Origin of the sequence: Rhizobium sp. Root1220 (assembly GCF_001426265.1) — a bacterium.
Taxonomy (GTDB): domain Bacteria; phylum Pseudomonadota; class Alphaproteobacteria; order Rhizobiales; family Rhizobiaceae; genus Rhizobium.
The window spans coordinates 592,338-610,651 of the sequence record NZ_LMDG01000001.1 but is presented as its reverse complement, the minus strand read 5'-3'; the positions used below and the strand labels follow the sequence as shown (position 1 = coordinate 610,651).

The following is an 18,314-nucleotide window of genomic DNA, read 5'->3' as shown; positions in this document are numbered from 1 at the left end:
CTCTCCCATCTCCATCTCAGCTCGCGGCAATCTGGCCGCAGATGTCCTTCACGACATCAATAACGCGGCGCTGCTCGTCGTCGGTTATGTCATGATAGCTCGGCAGATTGATCGCTCGTCCCGGCAAGTCGTAGGCGACGGAGTTTTCCGGTGCGTCGGCGAAGGATGGCAATGAGCTCAGCGGCCAGAAGAACACGCGCGCATCAATGTTCTCGGCCAGGAACGCAGCTTGAAGCCTCTCTCTGGTGATGCCAGTCTCGGGCGCAAACATCAGCGTCGGCATCCAGAAGCCGTTCTCTGTTCCCTCGGGCTCAGGGTTCATCGACAATGAACTGATATGCCGGAACGCGTCACGGTAGGTGTAGAAGATCTGCCTTTTTCGTTCGGTCAGCTCGTCGATCCGCTCCACTTGCGCCAGGCCGATCGCGGCCTGCAAGTTCGAGATCTTGTATTTGAAGCCGACTTCGTCAGGCCAGAATTGCTTTGTTTGCCCACGAGCACGCCCGTGGTTCGAAAGTGTCAGAACCCTGTTGTAGACGCCCGGATCGTTCGTGACGAACATCCCTCCTTCTCCGGTGGTGATGGTTTTCGTTCCGTGAAACGAGAAAGCTCCGAAGGCACCCATGGAGCCGGCGCGCTTTCCATGCCAAACCGATCCAAGCGCTTCTGCGGAGTCTTCCACGACGTGCACGCCATGGCGCTCGCCGATTTCAAGAAGAGCGTCCATGTCGCAAAGATTGCCGTAGATGTGAACGGCCAGAATAGCTTTTGTCCGCGGGGTGATCGCCGCATCGGCCTTCTTTGGATCGATACACCAGCTATCGGGAAGAACGTCGACGAATACAGGTTTAGCACCCAGATGCACGATCGGAGCGGCCGAAGCGATCCAGTTCGTGTCAGCCAGGATCACCTCGTCGCCTGGGCCAATACCGAGAGCGGCAAGCCCCATGTGCAGCGCTCCGGTACAGCTGGACGTCGCGATCGCATGCTTGACATTCAGGTGCGCGGCAAACGCTGCCTCGAACCTGTTGATATATTCGTAGCAGCGATCTCCCCAGCCGTTCGCCACGGCGTCCGCAACATAGCCTATCTCGTGTTCGGTTATGGATGGTTTGGTGTAGAGAATGCGCTGCTTCATCACGACCCCGGTCAAGGTAGAATGGCAACTCTTGAGCCTAATTTCCGAATCGGGTCAAGTGGCGACGCGGCGCCGCTGAGATCGCTTTGCGGTAACAAAGAGTCCACGTAGCAGAGAAACCCATGTCCCGCTTCACTCGCATCCCCACTGCCCTGATTGACCTCGTCGTCATCGAACGCCAGCGCCTCGGTGACGAGCGCGGCTTCTTCTCGCGGTTCTTCTGCGGCGAAGAGCTTGCCGACTTCGGCATTGGCGGTATCGCGCAGATCAATCACACGATGACACAGGCAAAGGGGGTGATTCGCGGCATGCATTTCCAGCGCGCGCCGCATGACGAAGCGAAGTTCGTCTCATGTCTCGCGGGCGCCGTCTTCGACGTCGCGGTCGATCTCAGGCCGCAGTCGTCAACCTATCTCAAGTGGCATGGTGAGGTTCTTTCCGCCGAGAATGCCCGGTCGATGATGATCCCGCCGGGCTTTGCCCATGGTTTCCAGACGCTGACGGAGAACTGCGAATTGATCTATCTGCACGATAAGCCTTACGCGCCCGGCGCCGAAGGCGGGGTCAACGCGCTCGATCCCAGGGTCGCGATCGCCTGGCCGCTACCTGTTGCGCAGATGTCGGAGCGGGATCGTAACTTTCCAATGCTGTAAAATGCCGCTGTCGGCTTATCTGCAGTTGGAAGCCGGCTGATTTGACGCCGCACTGCCCGCCACTAGATTGAGCATGACGAAAGGGAGGCCACGATGACAGAAGTAGACGTGCCTTGGGAAGGCGGCTGCCGATGCGGCCGCGTGCGGTTGAAGGTCAGTGCCAAGCCGCTATTGACCATGGCCTGCCATTGCACCGGATGCCAGAGAATGTCATCCAGCGCTTACTCGTTGAGTGTCGCCATTCCAGCGGACGGCTTCGAGATCACCGAGGGGCAGCCAGTGGTCGGCGGTCTGCACGGTGTTGAGGCGCACCACTATTTTTGCGGCCACTGCATGACCTGGATGTTCACGCGGTCGGAAGGGATGGACTGGTTTGTCAATTTGCGTCCGACGATGCTGGACGATCCGCGCTGGTTCCGGCCATTCATCGAGACCTGGACGCGCGAAAAGCTGCCCTTCGCCGAAACGGGCGCGATCCGCAGCTACGAGGCGCTGCCCGAGATGGAGGCTTACGAAGGACTGGTGAAGGAGTACATGGCCTGCAGCTAAGGCAGGGCGGTGTCCGGCCATGCATCGCCTGCCGGCCGGATTGAAATGATGCTCTACTCGTCGCTCATCTTCAGCGCTGCGATGAACGCTTCCTGCGGAATCTCGACCTTGCCGAACTGGCGCATCCGTTTCTTGCCAGCCTTCTGCTTATCGAGCAGCTTGCGCTTGCGGCTGGCGTCGCCGCCGTAGCACTTCGCTGTCACGTCCTTGCGCATCGCCGAGATGGTTTCGCGGGCGATGACATTTCCACCGATCGCCGCCTGGATCGGAATCTTGAACATGTGCCTCGGGATCAGGTCCTTCAGCTTTTCGCACATGTCGCGGCCACGCTTTTCGGCCGCCGAACGGTGGACAAGCATCGACAGCGCATCCACCGGCTCACCGTTGACCATGATCGTCATCTTGACGAGATTGCCCTCGCGATAGCCGTCGAGATGATAGTCGAAAGAGGCGTAACCCTTGGAGATCGACTTCAGGCGGTCGTAGAAATCGAAGACCACTTCGTTGAGCGGCAGCTCGTAGGTGAGCATGGCGCGCTTGCCGACATAGGTAAGTTCGGTCTGGATGCCGCGGCGGTCCTGACAGAGCTTGAGAATGCCGCCGAGATAATCGTCGGGCGTCAGGATGGTCGCCTTGATCCAGGGCTCGTGGATCTCGCTGATGCGGACAGGGTCTGGCATGTCGGCGGGATTGTGCAGCTCGCGCTCGGTGCCGTCGGTCATCGTCAGCTTGTAGACGACCGAGGGGGCCGTCGCGATCAGGTCGAGGTCGAATTCGCGTTCGAGACGCTCCTGGATGATTTCCAGATGCAGCAGGCCGAGGAAGCCGCATCGGAAACCGAAACCGAGTGCGGCAGACGATTCCATTTCGAAGGAGAAGGAGGCGTCATTGAGGCGTAGCTTGCCCATCGCCGCGCGCAGATCCTCGAAGTCGGCCGCATCGACCGGGAAGAGGCCACAGAACACCACCGGCTGGGCGGGCTTGAAGCCCGGAAGCGCCTGCGCCGTCGGCTTCTTGTCTTCAGTAATTGTGTCGCCGACGCGAGTATCCGCAACTTCTTTGATCGAGCCGGTGAAGAAACCGATCTCGCCCGGGCCGAGGCTATCGACCGCCAGCATCTTCGGCGTCAGCACGCCAACGCGCTCGACCTGATACTTGGCGTCGGTGCCCATCATGCGGATGGTCTGGCCCTTGGCCAGCACGCCGTCGATGATGCGTACGAGAACCATAACACCGAGGTAGGTGTCGTACCAGCTGTCGACGAGAAGCGCCTTCAGCGGTCCGGTTTCGCCGGCCGGGCTTTTGGGCGCCGGTAACTGGTGAACGATCGCTTCCAGAACGTCAGGAATGCCGAGGCCCGTCTTGGCGGAGATCAGCACAGCCTGAGAGGCGTCGATGCCGATCACTTCCTCGATCTGCTCGCGGATCCGGTCCGGCTCTGCCGCCGGCAGGTCGATCTTGTTGAGAACCGTGACGATCTCGTGGTTGTTGTCGATCGCCTGATAGACGTTGGCGAGCGTCTGCGCCTCGACGCCCTGTGAGGCGTCGACCACAAGCAGCGACCCCTCGCAGGCCGACAGCGAACGGGAGACTTCGTAGGCGAAGTCGACGTGGCCGGGTGTGTCGATCAGGTTGAGGATATAGGTCTCGCCATTGTTGGCCTTGTAGTGCAGACGAACGGTCTGCGCCTTGATGGTGATGCCGCGCTCGCGCTCGATATCCATGCTGTCAAGCACCTGCTCCGACATGTCGCGTTCGGCAAGGCCGCCGGTCGTCTGGATTAGCCGGTCGGCAAGCGTCGATTTTCCGTGGTCGATATGCGCGACGATGGAAAAGTTGCGGATATGGTCAAGGGGCGTGCGGTTCGGATTGGTGCTCATGGGCGCCATATAGCAGCGCATCCCCTTGTCGCAAAGTGGAAAAGCAGGGTTTCGTTTACGATAGGTCGGGTCGCTCGAATCCGAAAGATTTGCCTTGATTCCACTATCGATCAATGCATTTCTATTATAGTAGATCGTATGATGGAAAAAGAACTCGAAAAGGCGATCGGCATACGCATCCGCAAGATACGGATGGAGAAAAGCCTGACGCTGGATGATCTTGCCAACGCCTCCGGCGTGAGCCGGGCAATGATCTCCCGAATCGAACGTGGAGAGGCAAGCCCGACGGCCTCATTGCTTGCGCGGGTTTGCGCCGCGCTCGGCCTGTCGCTTTCCTCCTTCTTCGCCGATGACGGCAAGGCCTCCCCGCTCTCCCGCCGGCAGGAACAGCAGGTCTGGCGCGATCCCGAAACGGACTACATGCGCCGTTCCGTATCGCCGCCCGGAACGGGGTCCGACGTCGACATCGTCGATGTCGAGTTCCCCGCCGGCGCTCGCGTCGGCTTCCCGCCGCATGCGGCAAGCAGCGGCATGACCCAGCATATCTGGCTCTTCCACGGCGAACTGGAGATGACGACTGGCGAGACGGTTCATCGTCTCCTGCCTGGTGATTGTCTGTTCATGCCCGTTGCCGAAGGTCACGTCTTCCACAATCCCGGCAATACGCCCGCCCGCTACTGTGTCGTGCTCGACCGGCGCCGCTAGTTCATTTCAGGAGAGACCCATGATCGCCATCCGCCTTCTCGACGCAGCCTCAGCGCGGGCAGCTATTCCCGACCTCTGCGAGGTTCTGGCCGATTGCGTCAATGGCGGCGCTTCCGTCGGCTTCATGCAGCCTTACGACACGGCGAGCGCGGAGCCTTACTGGCGGGGTGTTGCGGAAAGCGTCGCGATGGGCGCGACGCTGCTTTTCGTCGCCGAACTGGCGGGTAAGGCGATCGGTACCGTGCAGGTCGGCGCTGCCCAGATGCCCAATCAGCCGCACCGTGCCGATCTCAAGAAGCTGCTGGTTCACCGCTCCGCCCGTGGCAAGGGTCTAGCCCGCTTGCTGATGGATGCCGCCGAGCGTGAGGCGGGGAGACTGGGCAAGACTCTCCTCGTGCTCGATACGGCGACAGGAAGCGATGCCGAGGCGATCTATCCGCGCTTCGGATGGCAGCGTGTCGGCGTGATCCCGGATTACGCCCTGTGGCCGGAAGGTGGCTTCTGCGCATCCACCTTTTTCTACAAGCGGATCGCCGCCTGAGCGGCTATCATGCCGGCTTGCGCTGCGGGTCGTCGAGGGCCGGATTGTAGAACAACGAAAGCGTCAGGCTCTTGGCGATCCGCTCCGCGGTCGCCATGAACCACGCCTTCGCATCGGCGTTCGGCGCGATATCGTCGAGCGTGTCGGAAAACAGCGCCAGCCACTGCGGGAACAACTCCGCTGTCAAATCCGAGACGCCGGTGTGCGCCTGCACCGGCTTACCGCCATAGGCACCACTGCGAAACGCCACAGCCGACCAGAAACTCTTCATCTTTGCCATATGCTCCGGCCAGCGACCTGCAAGCTTAGCGTCGAACACCGGTCCAAGGGTAGGATGCTTGAGTACGCGGCCGTAGAACGTCTCCACCAGCCTATCAATGAACGCCTCATCGACCCCCATCGCCTTCATTTCAGCTTCGGCGCGTTCGCGGATGGCGGCCACATGTGCCGCCCGGCCCTCTATTTTCGTGTTCATCGTCCACTCCAGCGGTCGCCGATTGCGACGGCATTCATATAAGCGGCGATTGCCGCCGGGAGAAGACCGCAAGATCTAAACACAGGACAGCGGATACGCTTCCACGTTCATCGAGGCTCGGCCGATGACCCAAATGGAGCCATGCATTCTGTCAATTCGGCCTAAGCCGGATTGTCGAGCGTGCCGGGGCTGTTGCCGGTGGCATACCATTCCGACTTACGCTCGGGGGTGGCGCCTGCCAGCGCCCGCCGAACACCATCTGCGTCGAGGTCGGTGCCGTAGACCGGAGTAGCGGGCTGTTGTCGCCATGATTCATCGAGACTGCCTGCATCGACGCCGTCGAATCCCAGTTCATCGAACAGTCTGACGACCACGGCCTTGGCGGCGGCACTTTCGCCGGCGACCGGTAGGGCGATGCGGCCGCGAGTGCCGGCCGGCTTGCCGGATTCGAGCAGATGTTGCCAGTAGATGTTGTTGAAAGCTTTCAGTACCGGTCGTCCGAGTTGGCTTTCTACCCAGCTACTCTCGGTCATGCCATTCTCGATTGCGGCGATCTTTCCATCACGCTGCCGTGGGTAGTAGTTACCGGTGTCGACCACCACCACTTCCGAAGCGACGCCGTCGAAGAGATCTTTCGGCAGATCGGGGACTTTGCCTTCCTGTATTGCGACAATTACAACGCCTCCGCTGCGGGCGGCTTCACGGGCCGTCACCGCCGTCGCGCCGGTCTCGGCGACGAGTTTCGCGAGCGATGCAGGCCCGCGCGAATTGGCGACGAAGACTTTGTGGCCCGCCGTCGAAAGGCGGCGCGTCAGAGTGCCTCCGATGAAGCCGGAGCCGATAATGCCGATATTCATGACCGTTGTCCTGAAACGATGTGACTGGTCTAGAGGTAGGTGTGCGAACACCCGTCACCAAGGGCAAGTCCGCCTTAGTTTCTTGCGGCCGCTCAACATCGCGTGAGGTCGGTATGCCGGCAAGTGGCTGTCAAGACGGCGCAAAGGCGCCGAGGCTTCCTCCGGGCGCGCGTGTCTACGGGCAGCGCTCCAAACCATTCGAATGGGGCTGAACGCCTCCCGGTGCTTCCGGCGTTCAGGGCGCCGCGGCGCGAAGCACACCGATCAGCGCCTGTCCATCGGTGAAGTAAGGGTCGCCGCCACCGTTGCGGCCGGTCTTGGTCGGGCCGATTCCGGCTATTTCATAGGTCGATGAAAGCTGTCCCGCCCTGAGCAGGTCGCCGATCACCAGATTCCGCTCGGCGTCGATATCGGGCCCGATGTGATGGGTGATTTGGCCGGTGTCGTGGCTGAAGCCGACGCCACGGTCAAAACTCGCAGAACCAAGCCAAAGCGGCCGGCCATCAGCACCGGTCCTCGTGCTATGCCAGAGGCGCACATGGTTGCGTTTGTCCGCGCTTTTGCCGACGGCTTTTTCAAAGGCGAGGTCCTGCTTGCGTCCATCGAAGAACAATGGGCTAACCGGAGCGTCCAGGTCAGGCCGATCAAGCACGACGCTCAGTCCGATTTCGGCCGACGTACGCAGGGTAATCTTATCGGCAGGGTCCCATCCCGCTGCCGCGAATGCCCGCAGCACCTCTTCTTTGGAGCCAACCAGACCGACATTAATGGGATCGCCGGGGATGTCCTGCCCGGTGGTTGTAACCATGTCGCCAAATTCGGCAACGCGACCGGCATCATGGAATATCCATACTTCGGGGACGACAAAATAGGCGACAAGCAAGTATCCCATTAGCAACGCTGTCGCGGCGCTTATCGCCATATGTGTTTTCGTACGACTTTTCATGACTGTTTACGTCGCCACTAAGAAATATCGACGAGCGGAATCGCGCGCCAAGGAATATTTACTGAGATCGTAGAACTCGCAACTGTTTCGAATTGTAGCAATCACTTGCATACCATACTGTCTATTCCAGTAATATTTCAAACTATAAAACGTCGAACGCCGCGTCGGCTGCAACGGCGAGGCATATTGTGCGCGGGAGGCTTGCGCCCTTGCTATCCACGCTCGTAGCGCTTAGCTCTCTGGCGTTACAATCCGGATAACGCATGCCACACAAGGTTTCTCTTTCCCGCCTCAAACTGACCGATTTCCGCAACTACACGGCGGCCGGATTGCCGCTTGACAGCCGGCATGTGGTGCTGACCGGCGACAACGGCGCCGGCAAGACCAACCTCATGGAGGCGGTATCCTTTCTGTCGCCCGGACGCGGCCTGCGGCGCGCCACTTATGGCGATATCACCCGCGTCGGCGCCACCGCCGGCTTCTCGATTTTCGCTCAACTCGACGGGATGGAGGGCGAGGTGGAGATCGGCACCGGCGTCGATACGACCGACGATGCGGCCTCCCGCCGGCTGCGTATCAACGGTACGCCGGCAAGAACCGCCGACGAACTTACCGATCATCTACGAGTGCTCTGGCTGACACCATCGATGGATGGGCTCTTTACGGGTGGCTCGTCCGAGCGTCGTCGCTTCCTCGACCGACTGGTGCTCTCCCTCGACCCCTCTCATGGACGCCGCGCCAGCGATTTCGAGCGCGCCATGCGCAGCCGCAACAAGCTTCTCGACGAGCGCCGCTTCGATCCGTCGTGGCTGTCGGGCATCGAGGAGCAGATGGCCAGCCTCGGAATTGCGATGGCGCTGGCACGCCAGGAAATGCTTGGGCTCCTTGCCCGGCTGATCGAGGAAACACGCGAAGCATTGCCGTTTCCCTCCGCGTTGCTGGAGCTCAGCGGCTTCATGGACGGACAGTTTGGCCGCCCGGCCGTCGATCTCGAGGACGATTATGCCGCGATGCTGGCGGAAAGCCGTCATCGCGATGCCGGCGCGGGCCGCACGCTTGACGGTCCGCACAGGGCAGATCTCCTGGTGCGTCATCGCGACAAGCAGATGGAAGCCGCGCGCTGCTCGACAGGCGAACAGAAGGCGCTTCTGGTCGGCGTGATTCTGGCGCACGCCCGCTTGGTCGGCAATCTGACAGGCCACGCACCGATCCTGCTGCTTGACGAGATCGCCGCCCATCTCGACGAGGGGCGTCGTGCCGCCCTGTTCGATTTGATCGACGCGCTCGGCGGTCAGGCCTTCATGACGGGCACGGACCGCGCCATGTTTTCTGCACTCGGCGACCGGGCGCAGTTCTTCACCGTTGCCGATGGAAAGGTTTTCGAATGACCGCCGATTTCCCGATTGCCGAAGGCCATGCTAGCGTCGCTCCCATGGAACCTCTGAGCCCTGAAGAAATCGCCAGATACCAGCGCCACATCCTGCTTCCCGAAATAGGCGGTGCCGGCCAGCAGAAACTGAAGGCTTCACGCGTGCTGGTAATCGGCGCGGGCGGCCTGGGCGCGCCGATCCTGCAGTATCTCGCTGCCGCCGGAGTTGGTACGCTTGGGATTGCCGACGATGATCGCGTGTCGCTTTCCAACCTGCAGCGCCAAGTCATTCATGATTCCGGAACGATCGGCGAATTGAAGACGCAAAGTGCTGCCTTTGCGATCGCGCGGCTCAATCCGCACGTGAAAGTCATTCGGTTCGAGGAACGGTTCTCGCCCGATTCCGCCAGGCGTCACCTGTCGGGTTTTGATCTCGTGATAGATGGCTCGGACAATTTCGACACGCGCTATACGGCAGCGGACGCCGCGGAAGCTGCGCAGATCCCGTTGGTAACAGGTGCGGTCGGCCGCTTCGACGGCTCGGTCACGGTGTTGAAGCCTTACGAAGCCGTCGCCGATGGCACGCTGAACCCAACCTACCGTGATCTCTTCCCGGAAAAGCCACCGGCCGGTCTTATTCCCGTCTGCGCTGAAACCGGCGTCATCGGTGCGCTCACCGGCGTCATCGGAACGCTGATGGCGATGGAGGCAATCAAGCTCATTACCGGCACTGGTGAGCCGCTGGTTGGCCGGCTGTTGCTCTATGATGCCTTGTCGGCGCGCTTCGATACGATCCGCTACAGGCGCCGGCGTCCGAAGCAGACCCAGGCGTCATGAACATCAGCCGCCTCGAAGCCGGCTTCGACCGCTGGGATGAGCTCCTGGCGCTTATCCTATCCTCTTTTTCTTACATGAATGAACGCATCGAGCCACCGTCCTCGGCACTCCTTCTGACGTCAGGTTCGCTTGCCGCTAAGGCCGAAACGGAGATGGCCTTTGTCGCGCTGGAGGGTGAAACCTTGGTTGGTTGCGTATTCCTGCGGCCCGAGTGGGGGTCTGTTTACATCGGCAAGCTCGCAATTGCGCCGGACGCCCAGTCGCGGGGGATAGGCAGGCAGCTGCTGTCGGTTGCCGAAGAAACGGCGCGGTCACTCGCCTTGCCGGCGCTGAGGCTGGAAACGCGCATCGAACTCGTCGAGAATCACGCCGTATTCGCCCGGTGGGGCTTCTCGAAGACGGCGGAAAACGCCCATCCGGGCTTCAGTCGAACGACGTCGATCGAGATGCGGAAATCGCTCTCGGCCCAGGGCTAGCGGCCGGGCAGCACCCGGTTCGGCGGGCGGTGGCCGTCGATGAATGCGCGGATGTTGATGATCACCTTGTCGCCCATGTCGATTCGACCTTCGATCGTCGCTGAACTCATGTGCGGCAGCAGCACGACCTTGCCCTCGTTTGCGAGCTTGATCAACTTTGGATTGACGGCCGGTTCGTTCTCGAACACGTCGAGGCCGGCACCGGCAAGTTTGCCTTCCCTCAGGCTTTTTATCAGCGCCGCTTCATCGATCACGTCGCCGCGCGCGGTATTGACGAGATAGGCCGTCGGTTGCAGAAGCGCCAGACGCCGCGCCGACAGCAGGTGGAACGTCGCCGGCGTTGAGGGGCAGTTGACCGATACGATATCGACGCGTGCAAGCATCTGGTCGAGGCTTTCCCAATAGGTCGCCTCCAGTTCGTCTTCCGTCGCGGGATTGACCCGCTTGCGGTTGTGGTAGTGGATGGCGAGCCCGAACGCCTTGGCACGGCGAGCCACTGCGGTGCCAATGCGCCCCATCCCGACGATGCCGATGCGCTTGCCATGAATGCGGCGCCCGAGCATCCAGGTCGGTGACCATCCGGCCCATTCCCCGGGTTGGTCCGTCAGTATCCGCGCGCCTTCGCCGAGCCGGCGTGGCACTGCGAGAATGAGTGCCATCGTCATATCGGCGGTGTCTTCGGTCAGCACGTTTGGCGTGTTTGTAACGGTAATTCCCTTACGGGCCGCGGCTTCCACATCGATATGATCGGTGCCGTTCGAGAAGCTGGCAATCAGCTTCAACTGCGGACCCGCTTCCTCGATCACGGCGGCATCGATCCGGTCCGTGACAGTCGGGACCAGGACATCGGCCGTCCTCATGGCAGCAATCAGTTCCGGCCTCGATCGCGGCGTGTCGTCTATGTTGAGTTCCGCGTCGAAGAGTTCGCGCATGCGCGTCTCGACCGCGTCGGGCAGCTTGCGGGTAATGTAGACCTTCGGTTTTTTCTTCGTCGTCATGTCCGCCGGCGCTGCATTGTTCAGAGGTCCTTAACCAAGACGCGGGATAATTTTCCCGTTCCGGGCAATTTCTACCAGACCCGCGCGCGAAGACAAACAAAACTCGTTCAGCGTGCGGTCAAATGTCGAGGTCCGGGAATCAGGCAGGAGAGCTGCCTTGAATTCGAGCGAACGGAAGTCCCCATGCGCAGCACACTCCTGAAATCATGCCTCGCCCTCGCGATCGGTTTCGTGCTTTCGGCTGGAACCGCCGAATTGGGGCATGCCCAGGCGGCAAAAGGCCCGAGCGGCCAGCCGCTTCCCCGCTTCGTGACGCTGAAGTCCAAGCGCGTCAACCTGCGCATCGGTCCCGGCACGGACTATGCCGCGTCGTGGATGTACCTGAAGGCCGGACTGCCGGTTGAGATCATCCAGGAATATGACAACTGGCGGCAGGTGCGTGACGCTGATGGTACCGAGGGCTGGGTCAACCAGTCGCTGCTGTCGGGGACGCGCGCGGCCATTGCCGCTCCATGGATGAAGGGCAAGGGCAAGGGGGTCTTCGTCAACATGCGGCGAGACGCGTTGTCGTCCTCAAGCGTTGTTGCCAAGCTCGAACCCGGCGTCATGATGAATATCGGTGAATGCAACGGTGACTGGTGCTTCGCCAAGATCGACGGCGCCGAAGGCTGGGTGGCGCAGTCGGAGATCTGGGGCGCTTATCCAGGCGAAGCCTTCAAGTAAGGCTTGCCTGCTTTCCGGCCTCGGCCAGGGACTTCATCGGCCGCGGGCCGATCTGCTGAATGACGATGCCGGCTGCCAGGCAGCCGAGCTTTCCGCAGTCTTCCAGGGTCCGACTCTGAGTATAGCCGTAAAGGAAGCCGGCGGCGAAAAGGTCGCCCGCGCCCGTCGTGTCAACCAATTCCCTGATCTTGATCGCATCGACATAGAAGCGCTCAGGCCCCTTCAGGATGACAGCACCATCCTCGCTCATGGTGACCGCTGCGATCTTGCAGTCCTTGGCAATCTTGACGAGTGCCTCCTCGAAATCGTCTGTCTCGTAAAGTGCCAGCGCTTCCTGCCGGTTGGCAAAAACGATGTCGACCGTGCCGGAGCGCATCAGTTCCAGAAACTCGGCGCGGTAGCGATCGACGCAGAAGCTGTCGGATAGCGTCATCGAGACTTCGCGACCATTCTCGTGGGCAATGCGCGCGCAATCGCGGATCGCTTCCTTGGCGCGCGGTGGGTCCCAGAGGTAGCCTTCGAAATAGGTGACCTGGGACTGTGCCACGACCTCGGGCTCGACATCTTCCGGGCCGAGTTCGACGCAGGCGCCGAGATAGGTGTTCATCGAGCGCTCACCGTCGTCGGTGACGAAGATCATCGAGCGTGCCGTTGGCGGGAACTTACCCTTCGGCTGAGTCTGGTAGTGAACGCCCTGTGCGCGGATATCATGCGCGAAGATCTCGCCAAGCTGGTCCTCGGCGACCTTGCCGAAATAGGCAGCTTTGCCGCCGAAGCTGGCAATACCAGCTGCCGTGTTGCCGGCGCTGCCGCCTGACGCTTCCAGTGCCGGGCCCATATGCGCGTAGAGAAGCTCAGCGCGATCGGCATCGATGAGGTTCATCGCGGCCTTGGTGATCTTGTGGTCAATGAGGAACTGGTCGTCGCAGCGCGCGATGATATCGACGATGGCGTTGCCGACAGTCAGAACATCGAATTTGGTCATGAAAAGGGAGGTCCCGGTTTTTGGTGATAGCCGGTAGTCGGTCTTAGCGAATTTTCACCGCATGGGAAGAAGAAATGCCGGCGGCCCGCTATTCCCCTCGCAAAAATGCGGCTGCGGCGTCATCCGCCCGTCATTTTCGATGGCTATAAACATCGCCAACGAGATTGGCATGTGTGGTTCACGGACTGCAGCCAATGGAGAAGGGAATGATACCCTTCGACGGTACCGGAGCGACGCTGACCACGGATGAACTGGCAGCATTGTCGACCGGCTGTCCGGCAAGGCCGGACGCGGAAAAGCGGGCGTGGCCCGCTTTTTTTGTCTCGGCCTAACGCGTTGCGACCATTCACGTTTGTCAGCGCAAACGATTTGCTGCTAGACCTTTGCCAACCGCATGCAAAGGCACCCCTTTCTGATGTCAGCCATCATTTTCGACGTTCTTCCCATTTTCATCATGATTTTGATCGGCTGGTTGATCGTGAAAGCGGGATTGATGAAGGCGGAGATCGGCGATGCGCTCAGCGAGTTCGTCTTCAAGGTCGCCGTTCCGCTGCTGCTTTTCCGAACGATTGCTGAAGCTGATTTTCAAGGCGCATCGCCTTTTCGTCTCTGGATCGCCTATTTCTCCGGCGTTGCCGTCACGTGGTTTGCGGCGCATGTGGCCGCCACCCGGTTTTTCGGCCGGGATGATCGTATCGGCGTTCTCGCCGGCGTTTCATCGGCCTTTGCCAATACGATCTTCATCGGGCTTCCGCTGGTGCAGCGGACGATAGGGGACAAGGGCCTTGTCCCGCTCTCGATCCTGATCGCCGTTCACCTGCCTGTCATGATGATCATCGGTACGATCCTGATGGAGCGTGCCGAACACAAGATCGCCGGCGGTCACGAGCGCAGCGTCGCCAAGGTGGTTCGGCAGATCGCCGTCAACCTCGTTCGCAATCCGCTGGTGATCGGGTTGGCGGGCGGTGCGTGCATGCACCTGCTGGAGCTGAAGATGCCTGCGCCGGTGGAGATGATTGTCGACCAGATCGCTGGCGTGGCTGGGCCTGTCGCCCTCATTTCGCTCGGCATGGCGCTGCAGAAGTACGGCATTTCGGGCAATGTCGGAATTGCCAGCGTCACCTCCGCCTTCAAGCTTCTGCTTCTCCCCGCGTGCGTCTGGACTGCGAGCAATCTGGTCGGATTGGCGAGTGACTGGACAGCGGCTCTGGTGTTGATTTCGTCGGTGCCGACGGGGGTGAACGCCTGGCTCATTGCCAATCGCTTCGGCGTCGGACATGGCCTGGCGGCCTCGACCATAACGGTGACCACTGCCCTTGGCGCCATCTCGGTGTCGTTCTGGGCCTATCTTCTCGGCGCATGAAAAAAGCCCGGCTCATGGCCGGGCTCGGTCTTCTTCAGGATATTGCAAACATCACTGCGTTGCCGAATCCGGCGCATTCGGGTCCGGAAGCGGCACGGGCGAATCAGCAAGGGTATGCAGGTAAAGAATGACGTTGGCGCGATCGGTGTCCTTCGTCAGGCCGGCAAAACCCATAGCCGTACCGGCGATGTACTTCTTCGGTGCCGCGAGGAAGTGGTTGAGGTGGTCAAACGTCCACTTTTCGCTGCCACCCTTGGAAAAGTCTTTCATGGCCGACGAATAGGCGAAGCCTTCATGCGTGGCGATAGGACGATCCACGGCACCATAGAGGTTTGGCCCGACCTTGTTCGGTCCCCCCTTGGTGGCGTCATGACAGGCCTGACACTTCTTGAATACGGTCTCGCCAGCCTTGGCGTCCGCCTTGGCGAGCAGTTGAGCGATCGGAACGACCGTAGCAGGCGCCGCCTCGGCACCACCGGCGGATGCCTCCTCGGCGACAATGGCAAACCCCTCTTTCTCGGGGTTCTCGGAATGAAAGATCCCTTCCGATGCGATGGACACCGACATCAGAACGAATATCGTTCCAAGCAGCGCCCCCACTGCCGTATTCACGTATGAATTCATCTGCAATGCTCCCCTCGCATCCGGCAGAGATACACCGGACCATCTTGAAATCGCGCGGAACCTATGTCTTTTGGCGATTTGTTGCAACAGTCTAAATGGTCTGCTGCGTGAGACTTTTTGACACTTTCCGCCCCGATTTTAAGGCCCTAACAATGACCAGATCAAATATAGACGACGTCCTCGTGCTGATCCCGGCGCGCATGGCATCAACCCGCCTTCCCGGCAAGCCGCTGGCCGATGTTTGCGGTCTGCCGATGATCGTGCAGGTGGCGTTGCGGGCGCGGGAGGCGGCAATCGGGCGCGTGGTCGTGGCCGTCGACGACCAGGAGGTCTTCGATGTTGTTTCGCAAGCCGGCTTCGAAGTCGTCATGACAAGCAGGGAGCATCAGTCCGGCTCTGACCGCATTTACGAAGCGCTGATGAAAGTGGATCCGGACGGACGGGCAAAGATTATCGTCAATGTCCAGGGCGATTTGCCGACGATCGAACCGGAAACGGTGCGGGCGGCGCTAAGGCCTCTGGCGGACGAGAACGTCGATATCGCGACATTGACCATCGAGATCGAGGACGAGGAAGACAAGACCGCGCCCCATATCGTCAAGGTCGTCGGCTCTCCGCTCTCCGAAAGCCGGCTGCGGGCGCTCTACTTCACCAGGGCGACGGCGCCCTATGGCGTTGGACCGCTCTACCACCACATTGGGCTCTACGCTTATCGGCGGTCGGCACTTGAGCGGTTCGTATCGCTTGGCCCGTCCATCCTTGAAATGCGCGAATCGTTGGAGCAGCTTCGGGCGCTCGAAGCCGGCATGCGCATCGATGTCGAGATCGTTGACACGGTTCCGCTGGGTGTCGATACTCCAGCCGACCTTGAAAAGGCGCGGCGCATTCTCTCCGCAAAATCGAACTGACGGATCTCCTATGAACATCAAGACCAACAGGATCGCCTTCCAGGGCGACTTCGGCGCGAATTCAGACATGGCGTGCCGGGACATGTTCCCGACCATGGAGCCGCTGCCGTGCCAGACGTTCGAGGATGCCTTCGTTGCCGTCGATAACGGCGATGCCGACCTGGCAATGATCCCGATCGAGAATACAATTGCTGGGCGTGTTGCAGACATCCATCATCTGCTGCCCGAATCGCGACTTCACATCATCGGCGAGTATTTCATGCCGATCCGCTTCCAGCTGATGGTTCTGCCCGGAGTGACCAAGGACGAGATCCGCACCGTCCACAGCCACATCCATGCGCTCGGCCAGTGCCGCAAGATCGTTCGGGCCAACGGTTGGAAGGCGGTCATCGCCGGCGATACGGCAGGCGCGGCAAAGCTGGTGCAGGAGACGGGTGACCGTTCGATGGCGGCGCTTGCACCGCGCCTTGCCGCCGATCTCTACGGACTCGATATCGTTGCCGAGAATGTCGAAGACACCGAAGATAACGTAACCCGCTTCGTCGTGCTGTCGCGCGACGAAGAATGGGCCCACCGGGATTCGGCAGAGGAAAAGCTGGTGACGACCTTCGTCTTCAACGTCCGCAACATTCCCGCCGCTCTCTATAAGGCGCTGGGCGGATTTGCGACCAACAGCATCAACATGACCAAGCTGGAAAGCTATCAGCTGGGCGGCAAATTTGTAGCAACGCAGTTTTACGCCGACATCGAAGGCCATCCAAACGATGCCAACGTCCGGCGGGCTTTGGAGGAGCTTCGGTTCTTCTCGGAAAAGGTGCGGATTCTCGGTGTCTATAAGGGCCATCCGATGCGCGGCCACCTGCAGAAGTAAAGGAAGGGCGCAACGGCCCCCACTGTTTACTTATCCGGCTCACAGACGCGTAACCGGTGGCCGTCCGGATCAAGTACGACGAAGGTCGACCCGAAATCCAGGTCAGTCAAATCCTGGGCAATTGGCATCCGCCGATTGCGCCAGTCTTCGTAGAGTCGTGAGACGCCGTTTTCACCGGGGATCATGAACGCGATCTCAGCGCGGCTGCCGATGGCGGACGGCTGCGGAGCGACCTTGCTCAATCGCCAAAGGCCGAGCGTGAAGCCGCCGTCGAGGGCGAAAGCGACGAAATTCGGGGCGACCGCAACCGGGTCCCGACCGAGGAGTGCCTGGTAGAAGCTGGCGCTCTCGGCAGGATCACGGACGTAGAGTATGATGAGGTTTGGGCTGGTCATCTGGTGATCCTGGTGTCTTGAAATGCGTGATGGCTGGGAGTGTACATCCCCTCGGACACCGCTTCAGTCCGCGAAGCCGAGGTCGCGTTTCATTGTTGCCGACATGGCCTGCGGGTCGAGGCGGGGATTGCCGGTCCGTGCCATCTTGCGCGAGGCGTCCAGCATCATGCGGAGTATCAGCGATTGAGGGTATCCCGGCGGCGTCGGCGTGTCCTCGACAAGTCGATCTCCGCTTGTCGATTGGTTGAAATTCAGGCGCGTCATATCAAGTCCTCCTGTTTGGATTGGTCCCGATAATAGCGCGAGCTACTGTCAGTTTATGGCAGTAGTCTTCAATCGGACGAAATCTCCTGCTGGTCCCGCCATTCCTTGAGCAGCACCGCACGGCGGCGGGGATAGCGCACTTCCTGCGGTGCCATTTCGACAATTCGGTCGGTCCGGAAATGGCGGTAATCCTGCCGGAGCTCGCACCAGGCCACCATGACGCGCACCTGCTCGAAATAGCTGAGCGCGAACGGCCAGACGTTGCGGATGGAAGCGCGCCCACTCTCGTCGGTATAGGTCAGTTCCAGGATGCGCTCGGTGCGGATCGCCTTGCGGATAACGCCAAGGTCGGCCTTGTCGGCAATCGGGGGGCGAAGGTGAACGAGCAGGGTCGAGGTTTCGACTTCCTCCCGCATCTCGCGCGGCAACACCTCGGCGATCTTGGCCAAAGCGTCTGCACCTGCGGCCGCCAGCCGCGGATCGGCGGCCCGCGCGACCCATCGCGAGCCCAAAACCAGCGCCTCGATTTCATCCTGCGAAAACATCATCGGCGGCAACATGAAGCCGGGCTTCAGTATGTAGCCGAGGCCGGGCTCGCCCTCGATCAGGGCGCCCTGCGCCTGGAGACTCGCAATATCGCGGTAGAGGGTGCGGATGCTGATGCCGGTCTCGGTTGCGAGCACGGCGCCACTGACCGGATGGCGGTAGCGACGCAATGTCTGAAGCAGGGTCAGCAGCCGTTCCGAGCGAGCCATCA

The 18,314-nt window shown here is 60.6% G+C and carries 23 protein-coding genes; 12 read left to right on the top strand and 11 right to left on the bottom strand.

The window, feature by feature from the left end; genetic code table 11:
* Positions 1–16: 16 nt before the first annotated feature.
* The gene (locus ASC90_RS03005; RefSeq protein ID WP_056535264.1) at positions 17–1,138 is read right to left on the bottom strand and encodes a DegT/DnrJ/EryC1/StrS family aminotransferase; all 1,122 of its coding nucleotides are present in this window, start codon (positions 1,136–1,138) and stop codon (positions 17–19) included.
* A 122-nt stretch (positions 1,139–1,260) separates the two neighbouring features.
* On the opposite strand from ASC90_RS03005, the gene rfbC reads away from it, so the two are divergent.
* Positions 1,261–1,791 (top strand): dTDP-4-dehydrorhamnose 3,5-epimerase, encoded by a 531-nt coding sequence (gene rfbC / locus ASC90_RS03000; RefSeq protein WP_056535149.1) that lies wholly within the window; start codon positions 1,261–1,263, stop codon positions 1,789–1,791.
* Positions 1,792–1,884: 93 nt separating this feature from the next.
* Positions 1,885–2,340, top strand: coding sequence for a GFA family protein (locus ASC90_RS02995; protein WP_056535147.1), 456 nt, complete (start codon positions 1,885–1,887; stop codon positions 2,338–2,340).
* A gap of 53 nt (positions 2,341–2,393) precedes the next feature.
* On the opposite strand, the gene lepA is transcribed toward ASC90_RS02995, so the two are convergent.
* The gene (lepA, locus tag ASC90_RS02990; RefSeq protein ID WP_056535263.1) at positions 2,394–4,229 is read right to left on the bottom strand and encodes a translation elongation factor 4; all 1,836 of its coding nucleotides are present in this window, start codon (positions 4,227–4,229) and stop codon (positions 2,394–2,396) included.
* A 132-nt stretch (positions 4,230–4,361) separates the two neighbouring features.
* Here lepA and ASC90_RS02985 point away from each other — a divergent pair, with 132 nt between their 5' ends.
* Together ASC90_RS02985 and ASC90_RS02980 are read left to right on the top strand one after the other, a co-directional pair.
* Entirely contained in the window at positions 4,362–4,925 is a 564-nt protein-coding gene (locus ASC90_RS02985) for an XRE family transcriptional regulator (RefSeq protein ID WP_056535262.1), read from the top strand.
* A gap of 19 nt (positions 4,926–4,944) precedes the next feature.
* Positions 4,945–5,466 carry a GNAT family N-acetyltransferase gene (locus ASC90_RS02980; RefSeq protein WP_056535145.1) on the top strand — a complete coding sequence of 174 codons (522 nt, stop codon included), beginning with the start codon at positions 4,945–4,947 and terminating at the stop codon, positions 5,464–5,466.
* Positions 5,467–5,473: 7 nt separating this feature from the next.
* Here the strand turns inward: ASC90_RS02980 and ASC90_RS02975 are convergent, their stop codons facing one another.
* The 3 genes from ASC90_RS02975 to ASC90_RS02965 all read right to left on the bottom strand — a co-directional run bounded on the left by ASC90_RS02975 (position 5,474) and on the right by ASC90_RS02965 (position 7,720).
* Positions 5,474–5,941, bottom strand: coding sequence for a truncated hemoglobin (locus ASC90_RS02975; protein ID WP_056535143.1), 468 nt, complete (start codon positions 5,939–5,941; stop codon positions 5,474–5,476).
* A gap of 161 nt (positions 5,942–6,102) precedes the next feature.
* Positions 6,103–6,798 carry an NAD(P)-binding domain-containing protein gene (locus tag ASC90_RS02970; protein WP_056535141.1) on the bottom strand — a complete coding sequence of 232 codons (696 nt, stop codon included), beginning with the start codon at positions 6,796–6,798 and terminating at the stop codon, positions 6,103–6,105.
* A 235-nt stretch (positions 6,799–7,033) separates the two neighbouring features.
* Entirely contained in the window at positions 7,034–7,720 is a 687-nt protein-coding gene (locus tag ASC90_RS02965) for an LssY C-terminal domain-containing protein (protein WP_244480280.1), read from the bottom strand.
* A gap of 287 nt (positions 7,721–8,007) precedes the next feature.
* Between ASC90_RS02965 and recF the strand changes: the two genes are divergently transcribed.
* Genes recF through ASC90_RS02950 form a run of 3 tightly spaced genes read left to right on the top strand, consistent with a single transcriptional unit; the run spans position 8,008 to position 10,426 of the window.
* Positions 8,008–9,132 carry a DNA replication/repair protein RecF gene (gene recF, locus ASC90_RS02960; protein ID WP_056535138.1) on the top strand — a complete coding sequence of 375 codons (1,125 nt, stop codon included), beginning with the start codon at positions 8,008–8,010 and terminating at the stop codon, positions 9,130–9,132.
* Positions 9,129–9,950, top strand: coding sequence for a molybdopterin-synthase adenylyltransferase MoeB (locus ASC90_RS02955; RefSeq protein ID WP_056535136.1), 822 nt, complete (start codon positions 9,129–9,131; stop codon positions 9,948–9,950). Before recF ends, ASC90_RS02955 begins: the two co-directional genes overlap by 4 nt.
* On the top strand, positions 9,947–10,426 hold the full coding sequence (locus tag ASC90_RS02950; RefSeq protein WP_056535134.1) for a GNAT family N-acetyltransferase: 480 nt from the start codon (positions 9,947–9,949) through the stop codon (positions 10,424–10,426). Before ASC90_RS02955 ends, ASC90_RS02950 begins: the two co-directional genes overlap by 4 nt.
* Here ASC90_RS02950 and ASC90_RS02945 read toward each other — a convergent pair.
* Complete coding sequence (locus ASC90_RS02945; RefSeq protein ID WP_056535132.1) at positions 10,423–11,424, bottom strand: D-glycerate dehydrogenase; 1,002 nt, start codon at positions 11,422–11,424, stop codon at positions 10,423–10,425. The two genes, ASC90_RS02950 and ASC90_RS02945, sit on opposite strands and share 4 nt — an antisense overlap.
* Positions 11,425–11,607: 183 nt before the next feature.
* Between ASC90_RS02945 and ASC90_RS02940 the strand changes: the two genes are divergently transcribed.
* A complete protein-coding gene (locus ASC90_RS02940; RefSeq protein ID WP_056535130.1) occupies positions 11,608–12,147 on the top strand; it encodes an SH3 domain-containing protein in 540 nt (179 codons plus the stop codon).
* Here the strand turns inward: ASC90_RS02940 and ASC90_RS02935 are convergent.
* Positions 12,140–13,132: an adenosine kinase gene (locus tag ASC90_RS02935; RefSeq protein ID WP_056535128.1), complete on the bottom strand. Its 993-nt coding sequence runs from the start codon at positions 13,130–13,132 to the stop codon at positions 12,140–12,142. The genes ASC90_RS02940 and ASC90_RS02935 overlap by 8 nt on opposite strands.
* Before the next feature lie 206 nt (positions 13,133–13,338).
* Here ASC90_RS02935 and ASC90_RS30205 point away from each other — a divergent pair, with 206 nt between their 5' ends.
* Together ASC90_RS30205 and ASC90_RS02930 are read left to right on the top strand one after the other, a co-directional pair.
* Positions 13,339–13,464 (top strand): hypothetical protein, encoded by a 126-nt coding sequence (locus tag ASC90_RS30205; RefSeq protein ID WP_280138301.1) that lies wholly within the window; start codon positions 13,339–13,341, stop codon positions 13,462–13,464.
* Positions 13,465–13,547: 83 nt separating this feature from the next.
* Positions 13,548–14,495 carry an AEC family transporter gene (locus ASC90_RS02930; protein ID WP_056535126.1) on the top strand — a complete coding sequence of 316 codons (948 nt, stop codon included), beginning with the start codon at positions 13,548–13,550 and terminating at the stop codon, positions 14,493–14,495.
* 51 nt (positions 14,496–14,546) lie between these two features.
* Here ASC90_RS02930 and ASC90_RS02925 read toward each other — a convergent pair whose 3' ends face one another.
* On the bottom strand, positions 14,547–15,119 hold the full coding sequence (locus ASC90_RS02925) for a cytochrome c family protein (protein WP_056535124.1): 573 nt from the start codon (positions 15,117–15,119) through the stop codon (positions 14,547–14,549).
* A 152-nt stretch (positions 15,120–15,271) separates the two neighbouring features.
* Here ASC90_RS02925 and ASC90_RS02920 point away from each other — a divergent pair, with 152 nt between their 5' ends.
* Positions 15,272–16,027 (top strand): 3-deoxy-manno-octulosonate cytidylyltransferase, encoded by a 756-nt coding sequence (locus ASC90_RS02920; RefSeq protein WP_056535122.1) that lies wholly within the window; start codon positions 15,272–15,274, stop codon positions 16,025–16,027.
* A 10-nt stretch (positions 16,028–16,037) separates the two neighbouring features.
* Positions 16,038–16,898 (top strand): prephenate dehydratase, encoded by an 861-nt coding sequence (locus ASC90_RS02915; protein WP_056535119.1) that lies wholly within the window; start codon positions 16,038–16,040, stop codon positions 16,896–16,898.
* A gap of 26 nt (positions 16,899–16,924) precedes the next feature.
* On the opposite strand, the gene ASC90_RS02910 is transcribed toward ASC90_RS02915, so the two are convergent.
* The 3 genes from ASC90_RS02910 to ASC90_RS02900 form a co-directional block, all read right to left on the bottom strand.
* Complete coding sequence (locus ASC90_RS02910; protein ID WP_056535117.1) at positions 16,925–17,293, bottom strand: VOC family protein; 369 nt, start codon at positions 17,291–17,293, stop codon at positions 16,925–16,927.
* Positions 17,294–17,356: 63 nt separating this feature from the next.
* Positions 17,357–17,557 carry a hypothetical protein gene (locus tag ASC90_RS02905; protein ID WP_056535116.1) on the bottom strand — a complete coding sequence of 67 codons (201 nt, stop codon included), beginning with the start codon at positions 17,555–17,557 and terminating at the stop codon, positions 17,357–17,359.
* Between the two features lie 68 nt (positions 17,558–17,625).
* Positions 17,626–18,312: a YafY family protein gene (locus ASC90_RS02900; protein ID WP_056535114.1), complete on the bottom strand. Its 687-nt coding sequence runs from the start codon at positions 18,310–18,312 to the stop codon at positions 17,626–17,628.
* Between the last annotated feature and the right edge of the window lie 2 nt (positions 18,313–18,314).

What these genes read in the sequence shown, in the direction of transcription:
- ASC90_RS03005 (WP_056535264.1), bottom strand. Translation starts at nt 1,138, where the DNA reads ATGAAGCAGCGCATTCTCTACACCAAACCATCCATAACCGAACACGAG.
- rfbC (WP_056535149.1), top strand. Translation starts at nt 1,261, where the DNA reads ATGTCCCGCTTCACTCGCATCCCCACTGCCCTGATTGACCTCGTCGTC.
- ASC90_RS02995 (WP_056535147.1), top strand. Translation starts at nt 1,885, where the DNA reads ATGACAGAAGTAGACGTGCCTTGGGAAGGCGGCTGCCGATGCGGCCGC.
- lepA (WP_056535263.1), bottom strand. Translation starts at nt 4,229, where the DNA reads ATGGCGCCCATGAGCACCAATCCGAACCGCACGCCCCTTGACCATATC.
- ASC90_RS02985 (WP_056535262.1), top strand. Translation starts at nt 4,362, where the DNA reads ATGGAAAAAGAACTCGAAAAGGCGATCGGCATACGCATCCGCAAGATA.
- ASC90_RS02980 (WP_056535145.1), top strand. Translation starts at nt 4,945, where the DNA reads ATGATCGCCATCCGCCTTCTCGACGCAGCCTCAGCGCGGGCAGCTATT.
- ASC90_RS02975 (WP_056535143.1), bottom strand. Translation starts at nt 5,941, where the DNA reads ATGAACACGAAAATAGAGGGCCGGGCGGCACATGTGGCCGCCATCCGC.
- ASC90_RS02970 (WP_056535141.1), bottom strand. Translation starts at nt 6,798, where the DNA reads ATGAATATCGGCATTATCGGCTCCGGCTTCATCGGAGGCACTCTGACG.
- ASC90_RS02965 (WP_244480280.1), bottom strand. Translation starts at nt 7,720, where the DNA reads ATGGCGATAAGCGCCGCGACAGCGTTGCTAATGGGATACTTGCTTGTC.
- recF (WP_056535138.1), top strand. Translation starts at nt 8,008, where the DNA reads ATGCCACACAAGGTTTCTCTTTCCCGCCTCAAACTGACCGATTTCCGC.
- ASC90_RS02955 (WP_056535136.1), top strand. Translation starts at nt 9,129, where the DNA reads ATGACCGCCGATTTCCCGATTGCCGAAGGCCATGCTAGCGTCGCTCCC.
- ASC90_RS02950 (WP_056535134.1), top strand. Translation starts at nt 9,947, where the DNA reads ATGAACATCAGCCGCCTCGAAGCCGGCTTCGACCGCTGGGATGAGCTC.
- ASC90_RS02945 (WP_056535132.1), bottom strand. Translation starts at nt 11,424, where the DNA reads ATGACGACGAAGAAAAAACCGAAGGTCTACATTACCCGCAAGCTGCCC.
- ASC90_RS02940 (WP_056535130.1), top strand. Translation starts at nt 11,608, where the DNA reads ATGCGCAGCACACTCCTGAAATCATGCCTCGCCCTCGCGATCGGTTTC.
- ASC90_RS02935 (WP_056535128.1), bottom strand. Translation starts at nt 13,132, where the DNA reads ATGACCAAATTCGATGTTCTGACTGTCGGCAACGCCATCGTCGATATC.
- ASC90_RS30205 (WP_280138301.1), top strand. Translation starts at nt 13,339, where the DNA reads ATGATACCCTTCGACGGTACCGGAGCGACGCTGACCACGGATGAACTG.
- ASC90_RS02930 (WP_056535126.1), top strand. Translation starts at nt 13,548, where the DNA reads ATGTCAGCCATCATTTTCGACGTTCTTCCCATTTTCATCATGATTTTG.
- ASC90_RS02925 (WP_056535124.1), bottom strand. Translation starts at nt 15,119, where the DNA reads ATGAATTCATACGTGAATACGGCAGTGGGGGCGCTGCTTGGAACGATA.
- ASC90_RS02920 (WP_056535122.1), top strand. Translation starts at nt 15,272, where the DNA reads ATGACCAGATCAAATATAGACGACGTCCTCGTGCTGATCCCGGCGCGC.
- ASC90_RS02915 (WP_056535119.1), top strand. Translation starts at nt 16,038, where the DNA reads ATGAACATCAAGACCAACAGGATCGCCTTCCAGGGCGACTTCGGCGCG.
- ASC90_RS02910 (WP_056535117.1), bottom strand. Translation starts at nt 17,293, where the DNA reads ATGACCAGCCCAAACCTCATCATACTCTACGTCCGTGATCCTGCCGAG.
- ASC90_RS02905 (WP_056535116.1), bottom strand. Translation starts at nt 17,557, where the DNA reads ATGACGCGCCTGAATTTCAACCAATCGACAAGCGGAGATCGACTTGTC.
- ASC90_RS02900 (WP_056535114.1), bottom strand. Translation starts at nt 18,312, where the DNA reads ATGGCTCGCTCGGAACGGCTGCTGACCCTGCTTCAGACATTGCGTCGC.